At 72.5% G+C, this 20,268-nt stretch carries 18 protein-coding genes; 9 read left to right on the top strand and 9 right to left on the bottom strand.

Annotated features, from left to right (window positions below; all coding sequences use genetic code 11):
* The first annotated feature begins 45 nt into the window (after positions 1-45).
* From ACIP98_RS27945 to ACIP98_RS27935, 3 genes are read left to right on the top strand one after another with little or no spacing between them, the layout of a single operon-like run.
* Positions 46-2,268, top strand: coding sequence for a hypothetical protein (locus ACIP98_RS27945; RefSeq protein WP_401978540.1), 2,223 nt, complete (start codon positions 46-48; stop codon positions 2,266-2,268).
* Positions 2,265-3,275 carry a hypothetical protein gene (locus ACIP98_RS27940; protein ID WP_401978539.1) on the top strand — a complete coding sequence of 337 codons (1,011 nt, stop codon included), beginning with the start codon at positions 2,265-2,267 and terminating at the stop codon, positions 3,273-3,275. The genes ACIP98_RS27945 and ACIP98_RS27940 overlap by 4 nt, the downstream gene beginning before the upstream one ends.
* Positions 3,272-4,153: a hypothetical protein gene (locus ACIP98_RS27935; protein ID WP_401978538.1), complete on the top strand. Its 882-nt coding sequence runs from the start codon at positions 3,272-3,274 to the stop codon at positions 4,151-4,153. The genes ACIP98_RS27940 and ACIP98_RS27935 overlap by 4 nt, the downstream gene beginning before the upstream one ends.
* Positions 4,154-4,204: 51 nt before the next feature.
* Here ACIP98_RS27935 and ACIP98_RS27930 read toward each other — a convergent pair whose 3' ends face one another.
* A complete protein-coding gene (locus ACIP98_RS27930) occupies positions 4,205-4,660 on the bottom strand; it encodes a tellurite resistance TerB family protein (protein WP_319658868.1) in 456 nt (151 codons plus the stop codon).
* A gap of 184 nt (positions 4,661-4,844) precedes the next feature.
* Between ACIP98_RS27930 and ACIP98_RS27925 the strand changes: the two genes are divergently transcribed.
* Positions 4,845-6,026 (top strand): cytochrome P450, encoded by a 1,182-nt coding sequence (locus ACIP98_RS27925; RefSeq protein ID WP_319658867.1) that lies wholly within the window; start codon positions 4,845-4,847, stop codon positions 6,024-6,026.
* Between the two features lie 249 nt (positions 6,027-6,275).
* Complete coding sequence (locus tag ACIP98_RS27920) at positions 6,276-7,013, top strand: SAM-dependent methyltransferase (RefSeq protein WP_401978536.1); 738 nt, start codon at positions 6,276-6,278, stop codon at positions 7,011-7,013.
* A gap of 10 nt (positions 7,014-7,023) precedes the next feature.
* Here the strand turns inward: ACIP98_RS27920 and ACIP98_RS27915 are convergent, their stop codons facing one another.
* The 8 genes from ACIP98_RS27915 to ACIP98_RS27880 all read right to left on the bottom strand — a co-directional run bounded on the left by ACIP98_RS27915 (position 7,024) and on the right by ACIP98_RS27880 (position 15,265).
* Positions 7,024-7,959 (bottom strand): aminoglycoside phosphotransferase family protein, encoded by a 936-nt coding sequence (locus ACIP98_RS27915; protein ID WP_401978535.1) that lies wholly within the window; start codon positions 7,957-7,959, stop codon positions 7,024-7,026.
* 135 nt (positions 7,960-8,094) lie between these two features.
* Positions 8,095-8,763, bottom strand: a complete 669-nt coding sequence (locus ACIP98_RS27910; RefSeq protein ID WP_401978533.1) for a hypothetical protein — start codon at positions 8,761-8,763, stop codon at positions 8,095-8,097.
* A 161-nt stretch (positions 8,764-8,924) separates the two neighbouring features.
* Positions 8,925-9,959 carry a Gfo/Idh/MocA family oxidoreductase gene (locus ACIP98_RS27905; protein ID WP_319658863.1) on the bottom strand — a complete coding sequence of 345 codons (1,035 nt, stop codon included), beginning with the start codon at positions 9,957-9,959 and terminating at the stop codon, positions 8,925-8,927.
* 115 nt (positions 9,960-10,074) lie between these two features.
* Positions 10,075-11,094 carry a Gfo/Idh/MocA family protein gene (locus tag ACIP98_RS27900; protein WP_401978531.1) on the bottom strand — a complete coding sequence of 340 codons (1,020 nt, stop codon included), beginning with the start codon at positions 11,092-11,094 and terminating at the stop codon, positions 10,075-10,077.
* Between the two features lie 31 nt (positions 11,095-11,125).
* A complete protein-coding gene (locus ACIP98_RS27895; RefSeq protein ID WP_319658861.1) occupies positions 11,126-12,037 on the bottom strand; it encodes a sugar phosphate isomerase/epimerase in 912 nt (303 codons plus the stop codon).
* A gap of 270 nt (positions 12,038-12,307) precedes the next feature.
* A complete protein-coding gene (locus ACIP98_RS27890; protein WP_401978529.1) occupies positions 12,308-13,186 on the bottom strand; it encodes an ATP-binding cassette domain-containing protein in 879 nt (292 codons plus the stop codon).
* A gap of 7 nt (positions 13,187-13,193) precedes the next feature.
* The gene (locus ACIP98_RS27885) at positions 13,194-14,252 is read right to left on the bottom strand and encodes an ABC transporter permease (protein ID WP_401978527.1); all 1,059 of its coding nucleotides are present in this window, start codon (positions 14,250-14,252) and stop codon (positions 13,194-13,196) included.
* A complete protein-coding gene (locus ACIP98_RS27880) occupies positions 14,252-15,265 on the bottom strand; it encodes a sugar ABC transporter substrate-binding protein (protein ID WP_401978526.1) in 1,014 nt (337 codons plus the stop codon). The genes ACIP98_RS27885 and ACIP98_RS27880 overlap by 1 nt, the downstream gene beginning before the upstream one ends.
* A gap of 286 nt (positions 15,266-15,551) precedes the next feature.
* On the opposite strand from ACIP98_RS27880, the gene iolC reads away from it, so the two are divergent.
* The 4 genes from iolC to iolD are packed head-to-tail and all read left to right on the top strand — an operon-like array spanning position 15,552 to position 20,230.
* Positions 15,552-16,499: a 5-dehydro-2-deoxygluconokinase gene (gene iolC / locus ACIP98_RS27875; RefSeq protein ID WP_319658857.1), complete on the top strand. Its 948-nt coding sequence runs from the start codon at positions 15,552-15,554 to the stop codon at positions 16,497-16,499.
* Positions 16,500-16,539: 40 nt separating this feature from the next.
* The gene (locus ACIP98_RS27870; protein ID WP_401978525.1) at positions 16,540-17,418 is read left to right on the top strand and encodes a deoxyribose-phosphate aldolase; all 879 of its coding nucleotides are present in this window, start codon (positions 16,540-16,542) and stop codon (positions 17,416-17,418) included.
* A gap of 38 nt (positions 17,419-17,456) precedes the next feature.
* Positions 17,457-18,362 (top strand): 5-deoxy-glucuronate isomerase, encoded by a 906-nt coding sequence (iolB, locus tag ACIP98_RS27865; RefSeq protein ID WP_401978523.1) that lies wholly within the window; start codon positions 17,457-17,459, stop codon positions 18,360-18,362.
* Positions 18,359-20,230 carry a 3D-(3,5/4)-trihydroxycyclohexane-1,2-dione acylhydrolase (decyclizing) gene (iolD, locus tag ACIP98_RS27860; RefSeq protein ID WP_319658854.1) on the top strand — a complete coding sequence of 624 codons (1,872 nt, stop codon included), beginning with the start codon at positions 18,359-18,361 and terminating at the stop codon, positions 20,228-20,230. The genes iolB and iolD overlap by 4 nt, the downstream gene beginning before the upstream one ends.
* Positions 20,231-20,268: the final 38 nt, after the last annotated feature.

The raw sequence follows: 20,268 nt of genomic DNA, 5'->3' as shown, positions 1-20,268 counted from the left end.
CGTCCGGGGGAGCAGGGGAGCAGGCGTCCAGGGACGGGGGAGACGATGTCACGTGCCGAACGGATCGAGGAGATCCGGCTCCGGCGGGCCCGGCGGGCCGAGTCGCTGGACGGCGCCCACGCGTGGGCGACGGACACGCTCGACCGGCTGCGCGAACTCGACGCGCTCCGCACCGAGATGCTGGCCCTGGTGCCCGACGAGGCACAGGACCGGTTGCTGGCCCTCGGCGCCGAACTGGGCGACCTCCTGGAGGAACTGCCCACCGAGGCGGCCGTGATGGAGGCCGCGGCGTCGCGCTTCCGCCGCGCCACCCTCAACGTGGGCGTCATCGGGCGGGCCCGGCAGGGCAAGAGCCGCATGATCAGGAGCCTGACCGGACTGTCGGACCGGGAAGTGCCCACGGGTGACGGCGGCTTCTGCACCGGCGTGACCAGCGTGCTGCGCCACGAGGACGGCGCGCCCACCCGGGCACAGGTCTTCCTGCACACCGAACGCTCCTTCCTCCACGAGGTGATCGCGCCCTACTACGCCGAACTCGGCCTGGGCCCCGCCCCCACCACCCTGACGGAGTTCGCCCGCCCCCTCCCCCCGGCGCCCGAGGGCGACAGCGCCGTCGAGGGCAGCCGCTACGGGCACCTGGCGGCCTTCCACACCGCGCTGCCGGAGTACCGCCACTACCTGACGACGAGCTCGCCCCATCCCATCGGCCCGGAGCGCATCCGCGAGTTCGTCGCCCAGTCCGACGAGCAGGACGAGCAGCGCTACCACGCCTTCCGCGCGGTCCGGCACGTCCGCATCACCACGCACTTCGCGCAGCAGGACTGGACCGGTTTGTCGCTGATCGACCTCCCGGGCCTCGGCGACACCAATCTTCAGGACGCGCAGCGCATCGTGGGCGCGCTGCGGGACGAGATCGACGTGGTGGTCTTCGTCCGCCGCCCCGACCCGCTCGGCGACGGCGTCGACACCTACGACCACCAGCTCTACGACCACGTCCGCGACGGGCTGCCCGGCGCCGAACTCGCGCGCTGCTCCTTCCTGGTGGTCAACCGGGTCACCGGACCCGCGGGCGACAACACGGCCAACGCCCGCAAGATGGTCGACGAGTGGCTGCCGGCCTCCCGCTTCCAGGTCGCCGCGGCGCACATCGTGGACTGCACCCGGCCGGAGGAGGTCGCCGCCATGACCGACGGCGTGCTCGACCACCTCGTGGCCCACCTCGACGAGCTGGACGAGCAGCACCTGGCCGAACGCGCGGAGAAACTGGCCGAACTGCGTGAGCGCACCGCACGGCTGGCCGACCGGGCGGGCCGGCTCGCCGACCTGGCCCAGCCATCGGAGATCTGGTTCCTGCCCTTCAACGGCCTGTTCGAGCAGACCTACGAGCAGATGGCCAACGCCCTGGCCGCTCTCGTACGGAGCCTGCGCGAGGACCGCGACCTGACCGACGGCCTGCTCGCCGACGCCGTCGAGGAGATCCTCGACGCCGCGCAGAACGACCCCGGCCACCCCACGGTCGCCCAGCTGACCGCGCGCGCCGACGCCGAGGGCGGCCTCAGCGTCGCCTACGCCAAGTACCTCAACGAGTCCCGCGCCCGGCTCTCCCGGCGCTTCCTGGAGTGCGACGTCGCCCTGCACGCCCGCACCGGCCGCATGCAGGAGGAGGTCGCCGGTGTGCTGCGCGGTCCGGGCAGCCTGGGCGGTCTGGCCGGACTCGGCGGGGCGGAGGGCCGGGAGTTCCTGCTGCGCACCGCCGAGCGCATCCCCCGCGTGCGGCAGGAAGGCGGCAGCGAGATCCGCTACGCGCTGGAACTGCTGGCCGGCTTCGAGCTGTCGTACCGCGGCATGCTCCAGCACCGGGTGCGCACCTGCCTGGACGGGCTGCACGCCGACAGCCCCACCATGCCCTTCCCGCACGACCGGGCGCCCAGCGGTCAGGAAGTACGGGAGATGCTGGAAGTCGCCTACGACGAGGCACTGTTCGCCTGCCGCGGCGAGCTGAACAAGGTGCTCGCCGAACCGAGCGCGGCGGTCTTCTCCCTGGTGGAGGAGTTCCACGACCGGGTGATCTCGGCGGCCGGGACCAAGGAGGAGTGGCGGGTGTTCTACCAGGACGTACGGGCCGAGATCTGGCCCGGCCGGTTCGCGGCCCTCGCCGAGGACGCGGCGCACCTGCGGCGCTGGTCCGAGGCCGTCCGGTCGCTGGGGTCCCGCACCACCGCCGGTACCGGGGGCGGCGCGGCCGCCGGGAAGGAGGCCGCGGCATGATCGAGTCCGGCCGCCACGTACTCGACGTCGGCATGCTCGGCCCCTCAGGAGCGGGCAAGACGTCCCTGCTGGCCTCCATGTACGTCCAGTACCCCTCGGTCACCGGGGCCACGGACCTCGACCTCACCCCGGTGGGGGAGACCGCCGCCAAGCTCACCGACGCGGTCTCGGTGCTGGAGTCGCTCTCCCGCTCCGTGCAGGTCCGCGGCGGCATCGAGCAGACCACGACCACCGACGTCCACCGCTACGAGATCGCGGTCGGCCGCAAGGGCCGCAAGCCGCGTTTCCGGATGTGCTTCACCGACTACGCGGGCGAGGTGCTGCGGGACCTCGACAGCAGCCCGGTGGGGCGCAAGGTGCGGGCCTCGCTCCACGACAGCCCCGTCGTGGTCCTCGCCGTCGACACGCCCGCGCTCATGGCTCTGGACGGCGAGTACCACCAGCGCATCAACCTCCCGCACCTGATGTACGAGCGGATCAAGGAACTGCTCGTCGAGGACGAGCAGCGGCCGCGCCTGCTGATCATCGTGCCGCTGAAGTGCGAGCGCTGGGTCGCCACCCGCCAGGGGACCGAGGCCCTGATGGAACGGGTGCGCGAGGGCTACCGCCCGCTGCTGGACTACATCGCCCACGCCGATGTCCGCCCGCGCGTGGGCTGCGTCATCACGCCCGTGCAGACCACCGGCTCCATCGTCTTCTCCACGATCAAGGAAACACCGGGCGGCGGCGTGCAGTTCCACTACCGCAGTCGTACTCCGGGCGCCCCGTACCGCCCCGTGGACACCGACCAGCCGCTGCGGTACGCGCTGCGCTTCGTCCTCGGGGAGTACCGCCGCAGGCGCGGGTTCTGGCGGGAGGCGGTCGACGAGGTGTTCGGCACGGACCTCGCTCTCCAGGAGGCCGTCGCGGCGTTCGCGAAGGCGGGCTCCGAACGCGACGGGGTCCACGTGGTCCAGGACCACCCGCACCTGAGCTCGGCCGCCGTGGCCGCCAGGGGCCGGGCGTGACCGTCGCCTGGTCCTTCCACTCGCGCGGCCGGCTCCCCGAGCAGGGCTACACCTGGCTGCCCGCGGGCGGGGCCCCGGGCGCCGACCCCGAGGTGCTGCTGCGCGGCTGCGCCGGCCGCTCCGTCAACGACCTCGTCGACGACACCAAGTCGTCCCTCCTCCTGTACGCCCTCAAGGACGGCGCGGGCGGCCGGCCCCTGTGGGTCCTTCTGCTGACCGGGCTGCGCACCGGGGACGACTCCGGCGACCACATGCGCCGCCCCATCCGGCTGCTGCTGCTCGGTACCGGCCCCGGGGTGGGGAACAAGGGACAGCCGCCGCCCGAACTGCTCGCGGTCGCCCGGCTGTTCCTCACCGGCGGCATGGACCGGGACCTGCCCGTGGCCCACGGCCACCCGGCGGGCACCGCGGGCTTCGCCGTCGACGCCTCCGGCTGGGACGCCCTGCTGGAACGCGCCCGCGCGTGCGCGCCGGAGGCGGTGCCGCTGCCGGGCCCGAACGAGATCCGGCTCCTCCCCGACTCCCCGGCCGGCCGCGTGGCGGCCGCCGGCATGCTCGCGGACCTCGAACACCGCTGCGCACAGCCCGGGTCCGGCCTGGACGGGGCCCGTCTGGTCGGTTCCGGCGCCCGGCCGCTCCTGATCGTCACCTCCCTGCTCGGCAGTGAGTCCCTGCTGGCGGTACGTCCCCTGCACGCGCTCGGCGCGCGGGTCGGCCGGCCCGTCCACGCGAAGTGGGACCGGCAGAACGGGCAGTCGTTCCTGGAGGGTTCCGTCAGGCGCATGACGGACGCGCTCGGCAGGACGGGCTTCGTGCTGACCCTCCTGGTGCTGGGTGCGCTCGGCGCCCTCGGGGCAGTCCTCGCCGTGATCGTCTGACACCCGGCCGGCCCGCCGTGGCGGCGGTGGGCACGGCCTGGGAGCCGCCTGCTACAGATCGAACTCCGCGGGGGCCAGGTCCAGCGCGTAGCAGGCCTCGCGGACGACGCCCTGCTCGGTCTTGTCGAAGTTGCCGTCGGCGCCGCCGATGACGATGCCGATCTGGACGACGGCACGCGCCTCGGCCGGCTTCTTCTTGGCCTTGGCGACTTCCTGGAGCACGCTGACCTTGCCGAACTCGAAGTCGGCGGTGAGCTTGTTCAGGTAGTCGTCGAAGCGCCGCTGCAGGTCGGCCGCCGGGAAGTTCTGCAGCACCTCGTTGGTGGTGATGAGCTGGGCGACCCGCGCCCGTTCCGACGGGTCGATGGTGCCGTCGGCCGCGGCGACCAGGGCGCACATCGCCATGCTCGCGTCGCGGAAAGCGCCGCTCTTGAGGTCGTTCTTCTTGGCGACAAGCTGCGTCTGCAGGGTGGCAGTGGTGTCTTTGAGCCGGTCCCAGAAGGCCACGGGGTAACTCCTCGGTTTCTCTGTTCACGCGTCGGCGTGGGCAATGGGGCCAACGAAGCAGCGCTCCCGTAGGTGCCCGCGGCGCGATGGTCCCCGAAGCCGCCGCGGACGGCCGTGGCCGGGAAACGGCGCCGGACCGCCGGGCACCGCCCGGAGCGGGTGGCCCCCGGGTTACCGTGCAGGGATGGACACGGTTGACCTGACGGCCCTCGGCGCGGAATTCACCGCCGACCCCTACCCGGTCTACGCCCGGCTCCGCGAGCTCGGCCCGGTGCACCGCGTGCGCACACCCGAGGGCGAGCTGTGGCTGATCGTCGGCCACGACCAGGCACGGGCGGCGCTGACCGACCCCCGCCTGGCCAAGGACGCCCGCGCGCTCGGCTGGCTCTCCTACGACGAGGAGCTCATGGGGCGGCACATGCTCGCCTCCGATCCACCCGAGCACACACGGCTGCGCAAGCTCGTCGCCCGCGAGTTCACCGCCCGGCGGATCGATCAACTGGCCCCCCGGGTGCAGGAGATCACCGACGGCCTGCTGGACGCCGTGCTCAGCGGGCCCGGCACCCGGGCGGATCTCGTCGAGGCCCTGGCCTATCCGCTGCCGATCACCGTCATCTGCGAGCTGCTGGGCATCCCGGACCTGGACCGCGCGGCGTTCCGCGCCTGGTCGAACGAAGTGGTCGCGCCGACCGGTCCCGAGGCCGAGCGAGCAGCGTTCGAGCAACTTGCGTCCTATCTGGACGAGCTGATCGAGGACAAGCGCTGCGCGCCCGGCGACGACCTGATGAGCGCCCTGATCCGCACCGTCGCCGAGGACGGGGACCGGTTGTCCCGGTCGGAGCTCAGCGGCATGGCCTTCCTGCTGCTCGTGGCGGGCCACGAGACGACGGTCAACCTCATCTCCAACGGCGTCCGCGCCCTGCTCACCCACCCGGACCAACTCGCCCTTCTCCGTGCCGACCAGGGGCTCCTGGAGGGCGCGGTCGAGGAGATGCTCCGCTGGGACGGCCCCGTCGAGACCGCCACCTACCGCTTCACCACCGAGCCCGTGGAGATCGCCGGCACCGTCCTCCCGGCCCGGGAGCCCGTGCTCGTCGCCCTCGCCTCGGCCGATCGCGATCCGGACCGCTTCAGCGAGCCCGACCGCTTCGACATCCGCCGTGACGCGCGTGGCCACGTCGCCTTCGGCCACGGCCTCCACCACTGCCTGGGCGCGCCCCTGGCCCGCCTCGAAGGCCGCATCGCCATCGGCTCCCTGCTCGAACGCTGCCCCGGCCTCGCACTGGACATCGAACCGGATGCCCTCCAGTGGCTGCCGGGCATGCTCATCCGCGGTGTCCGCCGCCTGCCGGTGCGCTTCGGCTGAGCGTCCGCGGTGGCTCCGGGACTCCCGCCCCGCGGAGCGGTACGCGTCCGTCCCGGCATCGATCGTGTTCGCCATGTCCGTCGTCCCCCCTTTGTCCCTCTGCCCCTTTGATCCTTACGGGCTGTTCGTTCCCTCCTGGGTCCTCCGACCCCTTCTGAAATGGCACACCACGATTCCGCTCCGTCGCGTTGCCCGCGCGGCGGGAATTAACCGGATGCGGTGACACGGTGGGCCTGGAAGGCTGCGCCGATGGACCGCCGACGGATTTCCCGCATCGCCCACAGCGACCATCCCGTAGCCGCGCCGCTCGACGACGCCTCCGTGCGCGGCCTGCTCGACCGCGCGCTGCGCCGGGGCGACGAACGCGTACTGGACCTCGGCTGCGGCGAAGGGGCCTGGCTGCTGCGCGCCCTGGCCGACCACCCGAAGGTGACGGCGGAGGGTGTTGACATCGATGCGGCGGCCCTGGACACGGCGGCCCGGACGGCGGCCGCCCTCGACGTCGCCGGCCGTATGGTCCTGCACGAGCAGGACGCCCGCCTCCACACCTCCGCCTCGCCCTTCGACCTGGTTCTCAGCGTGGGTGCCACCCACGCCTTCGGCGGCCTGGCCGCGACCTTGTCCGCCGTCCGCGAGCACCTGGCTCCCGGTGGCCACGTCCTCGTCGGCGACGGTTTCTGGGAGGAGGAACCCACGCCCGCCCTCGTGGAGATGCTGGGCGACTTCGACGACCTGCCCACCACCGTCGACCGTGTCGTCGCCGACGGCTGGACCCCCGTGTACGGCCACATCAGCACACGGCAGGAGTGGGAGGCGTACGAGTGGTCCTGGACCGGCTCCCTGGCCGCCTGGGCGCTCGACCACCCCGCCGACCCCGACAGCGGCCAGGCGCTCGACGCGGCCGCCCGGCACCGCACGGAGTGGCTGCACGGCTACCGGGGCACGTTCGGCTTCGTCACCCTCCTGCTGCGGCGCACCACCGCATGACCGGGCGGACTCACAGCCCCGCGAGGTCCGCCAGCGTCCTCGCCTCCCGCATCACGCCGACACCGTCCCCGGGGCGGCCGTGCTCGGTCAGCCACAGCGCGGTCTCCACCCGCCGGGCCACCGCCCACGCCGCCAGCCGGGCCGTGTCCTCCCCGAGCGCGTCGCCGACCAGGGCGAACCGCCTGGCCAGCACCCGCCCCGGAGCGGGATGCGCGAAGGGGTGGTCGATCTGCTCCAGCAACGGCCACGGGTCGTAGGCGGGGTCGCCGGTCATCGGCTTCGGGTCGATCGCGAGCCAGGGCCGGCGTGTCGCGGCCAGCACATTGCCGGGGTTGAAGTCACCGTGGACGACCACCTCCCGGGCCGCGGTACGGGGCAGTTCGCGCAGCAGCCGGACGCCGAGGGCGACCAGGCCAGGGTCGAAGGGCGGCCGATGCCGCGTCATCCGCTCCTCGACGAGGACGGCCCAGCCCGCCGTGACGTCCGCCAGTCGGTCGAACCCGCTGTCCACCGTCGCGGCCGCCCGCCACAGTTCGGCCAGGACCCCGGCGCCGGTCAGCAGGCGCTCCTCGGGCGTGAGGGCGTCCGCCTCCCCGAGCCCGCCGCCGGGTACGCAGCGCTCCAGCAGCAGGGCGTGCCGCCCCGCGTCGTACCGGTGCACCCGTACCGCACCCCGCCCGTCCCACAGCCGCAGGGCGGCCGCCTCGCCCTCCGCCTCCGGATGGGGCCAGCCCACCTTGAGGACGGCCGGCTTCCCGTCGGGCAGCCAGGCCTCGGCCGCCCACGAGCAGCTTCCGCCGCCGAAGGGCTGCCCGAGCCGCAGCGCCCAGCGCTCGCGGACGTCTTCGATGAGGGCGGGCAGCCGCGCCAGCCACTGCGCGCCGCCGGGCAGACCGTTCACGCTGCGCACGAAGGGCAGGGACGCGGGAATCGTCACAGGAGCCACGCACCGCATGCTGCCCGCATCCGTGTGCGGGCCTCAAGCCGTTAGCCCGGCCCACGCACCCGTCCGGCCCGCGCCTCGCCCTGCCTGCGCCGCGCCCTGCCCTGCCCCGCCCCGGCCCGCGCCCCGCCCGTGTCCTCAGCGGGCCGTTCTGATGTCGTCCCGGCCGTCCCGCTCGCCCTGGCCGTCGAGCCGCGCCCGCGCCTCCCGCCGGAAGCCGGCCACCAGGATGTGCAGGCTCACCACGAACGCCCAGATGGGGAAGATCAGTTCCGCCCACGCCACGCTGGGCACCACGAAGAGCAGCGTCAGGCCGACCAGGTAGCCCAGCAGCGCCAGCCAGCGCGGGAAGGTGCCCAGGCGCAGCGCGACGGTGGAGGCGGACAGCACGAACACGGCGGCCATCCGCATCGCGAACGTCGTCAGCAGGCTGTACGTGAAGTGCCCGCCGAAGTACCACAACTGGGGTTGTCGCGGGCCGCCCATCGTCCCGGCGTCGGCCGTCGCCAGCAGGCTGCCGGCGCAGGCCGCGGCGCCGAAGAGGGTCGCCACGAAGATCAGCCCGCTGCCCTGGAACACGGTGGCGAGGAACCTGTCCTCGGCGTCCCCCACGTGCGCGCGCACCGCCCCGATGAACCACAGGAAGAAGATCCCGGCGAAGGGGATGAGAGCGAGCGCGGTACGCACCGTCCGGCGTGAGGTGCCGTCCAGCGGCCCGCCGCCCGCCGCGTAGTGCTGCCCCTCCGGGATCCCGACCCGGACCAGGACGATGGCCGCGCCGAGCAGGATCGCGAACGCGATGCCCACCGCTCCAGCGGCACGTGGTGTGCGAAGGGCCCGGACCGTATCTGACATCTGAGCCCTTCATGCACGCACGCACCCCGGCAACGACCTACGACCAGCAAGCACCGTCGCGGCCGATGACGCCACCCGGCCCGCCCGGGCGGGTGACACGGGACCGGGGTGCCTCAGGCGGCCGGCCCGCCGGCGGCGGCCAGTTCGGCGATCTCCGCGATCGCGACGGGGCGCCGCTCGGCACGCGAGACCTCGCAGGCCTCCGCCACCAGGAGTGCCGCCAGCGCCTCCCGCCCGTCGCACGGATTCACGGCCTTCCCGGCGACGACCCGTACAAAGGCGTCGATCTCGGCCCGGTAGGCGTCCCCGAAGCGGTCGACGAATCCGGTCCACGGCTCCGGCACGCCCGGTGCGGCGCCCGGCTCGACCGAGGTGACCGGCGTACGGGCGCCCACACCGACCGCGATCTGGTCCAGCGACCCGGCGAGCTCCATGCGGATGTCGTAACCGGCGCCGTTGTAGCGCGTGGACGTCGCCGTCACCAAGGTGCCGTCGTCGAGCGTCAGCAGTGCCGCGGCGGTGTCGACGTCGCCCGCCTCGCGGAAGAAGGCGGCCCCGCCGTTGGCGCCCACGGCGTACACCTCGTCGACCTCACGTCCCGTCACCCACCTGGTGGCGTCGAAGTCGTGGATGAGGCAGTCACGGTAGAGGCCGCCGGACAGTGGTACGAACTCCGGCGGAGGCGGCGCCATGTCGGAGGTCATGGCGCGCACCGTGTGCAGCCGGCCGAGCCGGCCCGCCCGCACGGCCTCGCGGGCGGCGCGGTAGCCGGGGTCGAAGCGGCGCTGGAAGCCCATCTGCAGGACGGTGCCCGCCTCCTCCACCTCGCGCAGCGCGGCGACCGTCGAGGCCAGGTCCAGGGCGATGGGCTTCTCGCAGTACGTGGGGAGCCCGGCGCGCACCGCGCGCGAGATGAGCTCCGCGTGGGCGGCGGTGGCGGAGGCGATGACGACGGCGTCGGCGCCCGCGGCGAACGCCTCGTCCACGGAGCACGCGGCACGGGCGCCGGGGCCGAGCCGGTCGGCCGTCGCCGCGGCGCGCGCCGTGTCGGCGTCGGCGACGACGAGTTCGGTGACGTCGGGGTGCCCGTGCAGGGTCGCGGCGTGGAAGGACCCGAGACGCCCGACACCGACGAGGACGACGCGCATGAGCGGGGAGCCTTTCTTCCGGGGGACAGACGGGAGGTGCGGCGCGGGTGCGGCGGCCAGGGAGAACCGCCGCGCCCGCGCCCGATCCGGATCGGCCGGGACGCGCCGCCGCCCCTCAGCGGTAGAAAGCGGGGCGCTCGATCAACTCGACCTCGACCCGGCCGCCCTCGTTCTGCGACCGCACGCCGGCCTCGCAGACCGCCGCGGCCGCGTAGCCGTCCCAGGCGCTCGGCCCGGTGACCTCGCCGCGCCGGGTGGCGTCCACCCAGGCCTGCACCTCGCGGTCGTAGGCGTCGACGAAACGCTCCACGAAGTCCTGGGCGATGCTGCCGCCCCAGCGGCCCGCGGTGTTGACGAGCAGGTCGTGGGCCTCGCCGATGCGCGCGCTGCCGCGCTCGCACACGGCCTCGGCCTGCACCTGGTAGCCGAAGCCGCAGTTGACGTTGATCTCGACGTCGACGATCGCGCCGCCGTCGGTCTCGAAGACCACGAACTGCGGGTCGTCCAGGCCCTCGGGCGCGTTCGAGGACGGGCGGGGGCGCAGCACGGTGACGGCGGTGATCTCCTGGCCGAGCAGCCAGCGGGTCACGTCCATCTCGTGCACGACCGAGTCGTTGATGAGGTTGGCGTTCACGTAGCCGGGCGGGACGCTCGCGTTGCGGTGCCGGTTGTGCACCATCAGCGGGCGGCCCAGTTCACCGCTGTCGAGAAGGGCCTTGAGCTTCAGGTACTCGGCGTCGTAGCGCCGCATGAAACCGACCTGCACCCGTCGGTGCCCCAGCTTCTGCTCGGCCTCCAGGACGCGCAGTGCCGAGGCGGCGTCCGGGGTGAGCGGCTTCTCGCACAGCACGGGCAGGTCGTGCGTGAAGGCGGCCAGCAGCGCCGCCTCGTGGGCGAAGCCGGGGGAGGCGATGAGGACGGCGTCGACGTCGTCGGCGGCCATGGCGGCGGCCGGGTCGGTGTAGGCCGTGCAGCCCTCGATGCCGGCGGCGATGGCCTTGACCCGCTCGGCGTCGACGTCCACGACGGCCGTCACCCGGGCCCCGCTGATCACGTCGTTGATGCGGCGTACGTGGTCGGCGCCCATCTTGCCGGTCCCGACGACCGCGATCCCGAGGGGTGCGTGCTGCGTCATGATGCGTGTCATCCCTTTCGTGCGCGGGGCGTCAGGCGCCGCAGGAGCGGAGGAACGCGCGGGTGCGCTGGGCGATGGGCAGCGGCCGGTCGGGCTCGCAGGGGTACATGTCCTGCTCGACGATGGCGAACAGGTCGACGCCCAGACCCTGCGCGGCGGCCAGCACCGGTTCCAGGGCGGGGACGCCCGCCGGCGGCTCGCACATGACGCCGCGCTGGACGGCAGGCCCGAAGGGCACCTCGTTCTTGATGACGTCGGCCAGGATCTCCGGGTCCACCTGCTTCAGGTGCAGGTACCCGATGCGCTCGCCGTAGGTCTCGATCAGCTTGACGCTGTCTCCGCCGCAGTAGGCGTAGTGGCCGGTGTCCAGGCAGAGGTTGACCAGGCCGGAGTCGGTCGAGTCGAGGAAGCGGGCGACGTGCTCCTCGGTGTCGATGTGGGTGTCGGCGTGCGGGTGCACGACGATGTCGAGGCCGTAGGTGTCCCGGACCTGGCGCCCGAGCCGCTCCATGCCGGAGGCGAGGTGCCCCCACTGCTCTGCGGTGAGCTCGTGCGGCTCGATGATCTCGGCGGTCTTGTCGTCCCGCCAGAAGGACGGGATCACCACGAGGTGCCGGGCGCCCATGGCCTGCGTGAGGGCGGCGACCTGGCCGACGTGCTCCCAGGTGGCGTCCCAGACCGACGGGCCGCGGTGCAGGGAGGTGAAGACGGTGCCGGCGGAGACCTTCAGGCCGCGGGCGGAGGTCTCCTCGGTGAGCCGGGCGGGGTCGGTCGGCAGGTAGCCGTACGGGCCGAGCTCGATCCACTCGTACCCCGACCGGGCGACCTCGTCGAGGAAGCGCTGCCACGGCACCTGCTGCGGGTCGTCGGGGAACCAGACGCCCCACGAATCGGGCGCGGACCCGACGCGGATCCGGTCCAGGGCGGGGGAGGCGGCGGTCATGAGGAGGGCTCCTCTCACCGGTCGGCGGTGACCGGTCGGGTGGTTCGGAAGTGGTGCTCGGTGCGGCGACGGTGCGGATGCCCGCGAAGCCCGCGGTCCCGCTGGCAGCTTCGCTGGCCGACGGGGCTACCGTCAAGAGTTAGTCCTGACATATGGACGTCATGTCAGGCAGGGGGCGTGCTGCCGGGCCACCCCTCGGCGGCGGAAGGGCGGCCCCCCGCACGGTGGGCCGCCCTTCCAGGGTCTTCGTGGGGCTCTCCCGGACCCGGCTCAGGCGTCCTCCGGATCCTTCACGGTCTTCAGGTACTCCACTCCCGGCAGTTCCTCCACGTCGACGCCGCGCACCTGGGACAGCTCGTGCTTGAGTGCGGCCAGCTCGGCGCCTCCGGCCATGTGGTGGGTCAACTCGTCCAAGGTGACCTCGGAACGGCTCGCGCTGAGCTCCAGGGTGCCCAGCCGGAGCACCGTGAAGTGGTCCCCGACCATGTAGGCGTGGTGCGGGTTGTGCGTGATGAAGATGACACCGAGGCCCCGGTCGCGGGCGGCGGCGATGTACTTGAGGACGACGCCCGACTGCTTCACGCCGAGCGCCGCGGTCGGCTCGTCCAGGATCAGCACCCGCGCGCCGAAGTGGACGGCGCGCGCGATGGCGACGGACTGCCGCTGCCCGCCCGACAGTGTGCCGATGGACTGGTCGAGGTCGTCCAGGACGATGCCCATCGCCCGCAGTTCCTCGTCCGCGGTCCGCTTCATCGCGGAGATGTCCAGGCGGCGCACCGGCCAAGGGCCGCGGGTCAGTTCCGAGCCGAGGAAGAAGTTCCGCCACACGGGCATCAGCGGGACGGTGGCCAGGTCCTGGTAGACGGTGGCGATCCCGCGGTCCAGCGCCTCGCGGGGGGTGTTCAGCCGTACGGGCGTGCCGTCGATGCGGAACTCGCCCTCGGTGTGCTGGTGCAGTCCGGAGACGATCTTGATCAGAGTGGACTTGCCGGCCCCGTTGTCGCCGAGCACACAGGTCACCTGCCCTGGCCGGACGGCCAGGTCGACCCCGTGCAGGGCGCGGACGTTGCCGTAGCTCTTGCCCACGCCGGTCAGCTCGACGACCGGCGTGCCGGTGGCGTGTTCCTTCGTGGTCGCTTCGGTGGTCATGGGGTCCTCACCTCCTGGTCGCCGTGCGGCGGACCCACAGATTGACGAGGGTCGCGATCAGGAGCATCACGCCGAGGAAGAACTTGAACCAGTCGGGGTTCCAGTTGGCGTACACGATGCCCTGCGAGACCATCCCGAAGATGAAGGCGCCGATCACCGAGCCGATCGCGGAGCCGTAGCCGCCGGTCAGCAGACACCCTCCGATGACCGCCGCGATGATGTACAGGAACTCGTTGCCGACGCCCTCGCCCGACTGCACCGCGTTGAACGAGAAGAGCAGGTGCATGCCGGTGAACCAGGCGCCGAAGCCGACTGCCATGAACAGGGCGATCTTGGTGAGGTTCACCGGCACGCCGACCGCACGCGCGCTGTCCGCGTTGCCGCCGACCGCGAACGTCCAGTTGCCGAACTTCGTCCGCAGCAGCACCCAGGTGGCCAGCGCCGCGAAGCCCAGCCACCACAGCACGGTGACCTTCACCTGCACGCCGCCGATGCCGATCTCGGAGGCGAAGAGCTTCCTGGCCTGGTCGAACCCGTCCATGTCGCTGATGGAGTCGGTGGCGACGTTCCCCGTGAAGATCTTCGTGACGGCCAAATTGAGGCCCTGGAGCATCAGGAAGGTGGCAAGGGTGATCAGGAAGCTGGGCAGGCCGGTCTTGATCAGCAGGTAGCCGTTGAGCGCGCCGACGGCCAGTGAGACCACCAGCGCCACGACGACCCCGGTCCACACGTTCATGCTCAGCTGGAAACTGAACATGCTCGCCGTCAGCGCGGAGGTGGTGACCGCGACACCGGCCGACAGGTCGAACTCCCCGCCGATCATCAGCAGGGCCACCGGGAGCGCCATGATGCCCATCACCGACGCCTGGTAGAGCACCGTCGCCAGGGAGCTCGCCTCGCGGAACGACGGCGCGACCGCGAAGAAGAACAGGTAGACGCCGACGGCGGCGATCAGCGCGCCGATCTCCGGCCGGGCCAGGGCCCTGCGCGGCAGGGAGCGCTCGCTGGTCCGGCCGTCCGCAGAGGAAGGGGATGTGGCGGAGGCGGCCGCGGGGGACACCGGCATCACCGGGTGCCCTTCGCGGCGAAGCCCGCCACCGACTCGACGTTGTCCTTGTCGACGAACGCGGGGCCGGTCAGGACCGGGGAGACGCCGCCGCCGCTGAAGTTGCCGTTGGTCTTGTACAGCCACAGCGAGTCCACCGACAGGTAGCCCTGCAGGTACGGCTGCTGGTCGACGGCGAACTGCACGTCGCCGTCCTGGACGGCCTTGACCAGGTCCTTGTTGAGGTCGAAGGTGGCGACCTTGGCCTTGCTGCCGGCGTCCGCGACCGACTGGACGGCGGTGAGCGCGAACGGCGCGCCCAGGGCCACCACGTAGTCGATGTCGGAGCCCTGCTTGAGCTTCGCGGTGATGGTGGCCTTGACCGACGGCATGTCCGTGCCGTTGACGTACAGGTTCTCCGTCGTGCCCTTGAAGGTCTTCTTCACGCCGGCGCAGCGCGCCTCCAGGGCGACGTGGCCCTGTTCGTGGATGACGCAGACGTTGTGCTTGGCACCGAGGTCGTTGAGCTTGTTGCCGAGGGCCTCGCCGGCGACGCTCTCGTCCTGCCCGAAGAACTCCAGCAGCCCCTGGTCCTTCCAGTCGTCCAGGCCCGCGTTGAAGCCGACGACGGGTATGCCGGCCTGCTCCGCCTTGGCGACCGCGGACTTCATGGCGTCCGGCTTGGCGAGGGTGACGGCGATGCCGTCGACCTTCTGGTCGATGGCGTTCTGGATGAGGTTGGCCTGCGTGGCGGCATTGGGATCGGCGGAGTAGACGAGTTCGACGTTGTCCTTGGCGGCCGCGGCCTGGGCGCCCTTGCGGATCAGGTCCCAGAAGGTGTCGCCCGGCGCGGCGTGGGTGACCATCGCGATCTTCATGCGGGGGGTGTCCGCCTTGCCGGCGGCGGCGTTGTCGGCGGACTCCTCGGCCTTCTTGCCGCCCGAGCTGCTGGAACAGCCGGCTGCGAGGAGGACCGCCGCGGCGGAGACGGCCGCGATGGCGGAGATCCTGCGGGTGGTACGAGAGCGTTCCATGTTCCTGCACCTCACTGCGGTGGGAGGGAGAAGGGGACCGACCTGTGTTTCCCGTGGCGTTGCTGACGGGAGCAAACCCCTCGCCGGAGGCGCTGTCAAGGCTTTGTTAAGACATCCATTCATCTCGACGTAACGACACCGTAACGACCTTGACCGGCCTCGTGTGCGAGGCCGCGGTCTGAACGTTCGTATGTAAGGACATAGTGTTGACATCTCCCCGGTCTCGCGGTTAGACCTGAGGGGGCCGCGGAGCGGTCCGCTCGCGAGACGACGAGGAGCCCTGCCCATGACCGAGCCGTACGACCTGATCACGATGGGCCGGATCGGGGTGGACATCTACCCGCTGCAGACGGGGGTGCCGCTGCCCGAGGTCGAGACGTTCGGCAAGTTCCTCGGCGGCTCGGCGACCAACGTGGCGGTCGCCGCCGCCCGGCTCGGCCGCTCCACCGCCGTCATCACCCGCACCGGGGACGACCCCTTCGGCGCGTACTGCCACAAGGCGCTGAAGGAGTTCGGTGTCGACGACCGCTTCGTGACCCCGGTCGCCGGTCTGCCGACCCCCGTCACGTTCTGCGAGATCTTCCCGCCCGACGACTTCCCGCTCTACTTCTACCGGCTGCCCAAGGCCCCCGACCTGGAGATCCGCCCCGAGGAACTGGACCTCGACGCGATCCGCGCCACCCGCATCTTCTGGATGACCGGGACGGGACTGTGCGAGGAGCCCAGCCGCGCCGCCACGTTCGCCGCGCTGGAGGCCCGCGCCGGGAACGGCAGCACCGTCTTCGACCTCGACTGGCGCCCGATGTTCTGGAGGGAACCCGCCGAGGCACGGCCCTACTACGCGCGGGCGCTCGCCCACGCCACCGTGGCCGTCGGCAACCTCGACGAGTGCGAGGTGGCCACCGGTGTCCGCGAACCCCGCGCCGCCGCCGAGGCGTTGCTGGAGGCGGGCGTCGAACTGGCCGTCGTCAAGCAGGGCCCCAAGGGCGTGCTCGCCGTCCACCGCGACGGCACCTCGGCCGAGGTGCCGCCCGTCCCGGTCGAGGTGGTCAACGGCCTCGGCGCCGGTGACGCGTTCGGTGGCGCGCTGTGCCACGGGCTGCTGGCCGGCTGGGACCTGGAGGAGATCATGCGCCACGCCAACGCGGCCGGCGCGATCGTCGCCTCCCGTCTCGCCTGCTCCTCCGCCATGCCCACCGGGTCCGAGGTGCGCGACCTCCTCGACCGCCGCTGAGCGGCCCGCCCCCACCTGAAAGCCCGAAAGCGAGCTCCCCTTGAGCATCAGCATCTCCGACCTGGTGAAGGTGCGGACCCGGCACCCCGAGGCGATCGCCGAGGCGGCCGCCCGCCGTGTCCGCCGGCCCCTGATTGGGGACAGCGGCCGGCTGATGATCGTCGCCGCCGACCACCCGGCCCGGGGCGCCCTGGCCGTCGGCGACCGCGAGTTCGCCATGGCCAACCGCGCGGACCTGCTGGAGCGCCTGTGCACCGCGCTCTCCCGCCCCGGGGTGGACGGCGTCCTCGGCACCGCCGACGTCCTGGAGGACCTGCTGCTGCTCGGCGCGCTGGAGGGCAAGGTCGTCATGGGCTCGATGAACCGCGGCGGCCTGGCCGGCGCCTCCTTCGAGCTCGACGACCGCTTCACCGGCCACCGCGCCCAGGACATCGCCCGGCTCGGTTTCGACGCCGGCAAACTCCTGCTGCGCATCAGCTACGAGGACAGCGGCTCGCTGACCACCATGGTCTCCACCGCCCGCGCCATCGACGACATGGCCGAGCGCCGGCTCCCCGTCTTCGTCGAGCCGTTCATGTCCCGCCGCGCCGGCAGCCGGGTGCGCAACGACCTGAGCGCACCGGCCGTCACCACGTCCATAGCCATCGCCTCCGGACTCGGCGGCACCTCGGCCTACACCTGGCTCAAGGTCCCGGTCACGGAGAACGTGGACGACATGGCGGCCGTCATGGAGACCTCCACCCTTCCCGCCGTCCTGCTCGGCGGCGAGGTGGGCAAGGACCAGGACGTGCTGTACGACAAGTGGCGCAAGGCGCTGCAACTGCCCACCGTCCAGGGACTGGTGGTGGGCCGGTCGCTGCTCTACCCGGCGGAGGGCAGCGTGGAGACGGCCGTCGACACCGCCGTGGGCCTGCTGTGAGGACCGGGACGAACCGCGAGAGAGGCGAGCCGCACGAGATGACCGGCACCGAGAACCATCTGGCCGCGGGCGAGGCCGCCGCCGGCCCGTACACCGTCGCCGTCCACCCGGAACGCGCCGGCTGGACCCACTCGTCGCTGCGCGTCCTGGAACTGCCGCCCGGCGGACGGCACGAGTTCGCCACCGGCGACAGCGAGTGGATCGTGCTCCCGCTGTCCGGATCCTGCACCGTCGACACGGACGGCGAGAGCTTCCGGCTCGCGGGCCGCGAGAGCGTCTTCGCCGGCGTCAGCGACTTCGCGTACGTACCCCGTGACGCACGCGTGCTCCTCGTGAGCGAGCGCGGCGGCCGTTTCGCGCTGACCGGCGCGCGCTGCGAACGCCGGCTGCCCGCCCGGTACGGCCCCGCCTCCGCCGTCCCCGTCGAACTGCGCGGCAGCGGCAACTGCAGCCGCCAGGTCAACAACTTCGGTGCCGCCGGCGTGTTCGAGTGCGACCGGCTGATCGCGGTCGAGGTGCTGACGCCGGGCGGCAACTGGTCCTCCTTCCCGCCGCACAAGCACGACGAGGACCGGGAGGGCGAGTCCCGGCTGGAAGAGATCTACTACTTCGAGATCGCGCCGGCGCACGGCAGGGAGGGCATCGGCTACCAGCGGGTCTCGCCCTCGGGCAACGGCCGCAACACCGATGTGCTGGCCGAGGTCCGCGACGGCGACGTCGTCCTCATCCCCGACGGCTGGCACGGCCCCTCCATGGCCGTACCGGGCCACGACATGTACTACCTCAACGTCATGGCGGGCCCGGGTGACGAGCGCGCCTGGCTGATCTGCGACCATCCCGACCACGCCTGGATCCGCGCCACTTGGCCCGAGCAGCCCGTCGATCCGAGACTGCCCCTGTACGCGGCCCCCGCCGAAGACCGAGCCTCCGAGAGGTCCCGATGACCCAGTCCGTCCGCCGCCTCACGGTCGCCCAGGCCCTGGTGCGCTTCCTGTCCGCGCAGTACACCGAGCGCGACGGGGCCCGCCACCGGCTGATCGCCGGCACCTGGGGCATCTTCGGCCACGGCAATGTGGCCGGCATCGGCCAGGCGCTCCTGGAGCACCAGGACGTGATGCCGTATCACCAGGGCCGCAACGAGCAGTCCATGGTGCACGCCGCCGTCGGCTGGGCCCGGCAGCTCAACCGGCTGTCGGCGCAGGCCGTCACCACCTCCATCGGCCCCGGCGCCACCAACCTCGTCACCGGCGCCGCGCTGGCCACGATCAACCGGCTGCCCGTGCTGCTGCTGCCGGGGGACACCTTCGCCAACCGCGTCCCGGACCCGGTGCTCCAGCAGCTGGAACACCCGTGGTCCGGCGACGTGTCCGTCAACGACGCGCTGCGCCCGGTCTCCCGGTACTTCGACCGGGTCACCCGGCCCGAGGCGCTGATCCCGGCCGCGCTGCAGGCCGCGCGGGTGCTCGCCGACCCCGCCGAGACCGGGGCCGTCACGCTCGCCCTGCCGCAGGACGTCCAGGCCGAGGCGTACGACTGGCCCGAGGAGTTCTTCGCCGAGCGGGTCTGGCACGTCCGCCGGCCGGCCCCCGAGGACGCCGAACTGGCGGCCGCCGTCCAGGCGGTGCGCGGGGCCCGGCGGCCGCTGATCGTCGCGGGCGGAGGTGTCCACCACAGCGAGGCCGAGGCGGCCCTCAAGGCGCTGGCCGACGCCACTGGCATCCCCGTCGCGTCCACCCAGGCCGGCAAGGGCTCGCTGCGCCACGACCACCCCGCCGACCTCGGCGGGATCGGCCACACCGGCACGGCCGTCGCCGACGACCTCGCCCGCACCGCGGACCTGGTCATCGGGGTCGGCACCCGCTACACGGACTTCACCACCGCCTCCTCGACGCTCTTCGCGACCCCCGGGGTGCGCTTCCTCAACCTCAACATCACCGGCTTCGACGCCCACAAATTGGGCGCCCGCACCCTCGTCGGCGACGCCCGCGCGTCCCTGGAGGCCCTCACCGAGGCGCTGGCGGGCCACCGGGTGGACGCCGAGTACGAGGACGAGTACCGCGCGGGCAAGGAGCGCTGGGAGCGCGTCGTCGACGCCGCCTATGCCGCGCCCGACGACTCCGTCCGGCCCACCCAGACCCAGTTGCTCGGTGCCCTGGACTCCGTCGTCGGCGACGAGGACGTCGTCATCAACGCCGCGGGCTCCCTGCCCGGCGACCTCCACAAGCTCTGGCGCGCCCGCTCCCCGCGCCAGTACCACCTGGAGTACGGCTACTCCTGCATGGGCTACGAGATCCCGGCCGGCATCGGCGTCCGCATGGCCGCTCCCGACCGGCCGGTCTGGGCGCTCGTCGGCGACGGCACGTACCTGATGATGCCGACCGAGATCGTCACCGCCGTCCAGGAGGGCGTCAACATCAACCTGGTCCTCATCCAGAACCACGGCTACGCCTCCATCGGAGGGCTGTCCTCCGAGGTCGGCGGAGAGCGCTTCGGTACCGCCTACCGGTACCGCGCCGCCGACGGCACCTTCACCGGCGACCCGCTCCCGGTGGACCTCGCCGCCAACGCCGCGAGCCTCGGCCTGGACGTCCTGCGGGCCGGAACGGTGCGCGAGCTGCGTGAGGCCCTGGCCGCCGCACGCGCCTCGGACCGGCCGACATGCGTGTACGTCGAGACCGACCCGGCGCCGACCGCACCCGGCGCGCAGGCGTGGTGGGACGTCCCGGTCGCCGAGACCGCGACGCGCGAGTCCGCCGTGGCGGCCCGCAAGAACTACGAGAGCCGGCTCGCCGACCGCCGCCGCCACCTGTGACGTCGGCCGGCGCGCGCCGACGGCCGGCGCGCGCCGGT

The organism is Streptomyces sp. NPDC088354 (assembly GCF_044753585.1).
In the GTDB taxonomy this organism is placed as follows: domain Bacteria; phylum Actinomycetota; class Actinomycetes; order Streptomycetales; family Streptomycetaceae; genus Actinacidiphila.
The sequence above is the reverse complement of the archived record's forward strand: the minus strand, read 5'-3'. Positions and strand labels throughout refer to the sequence as shown.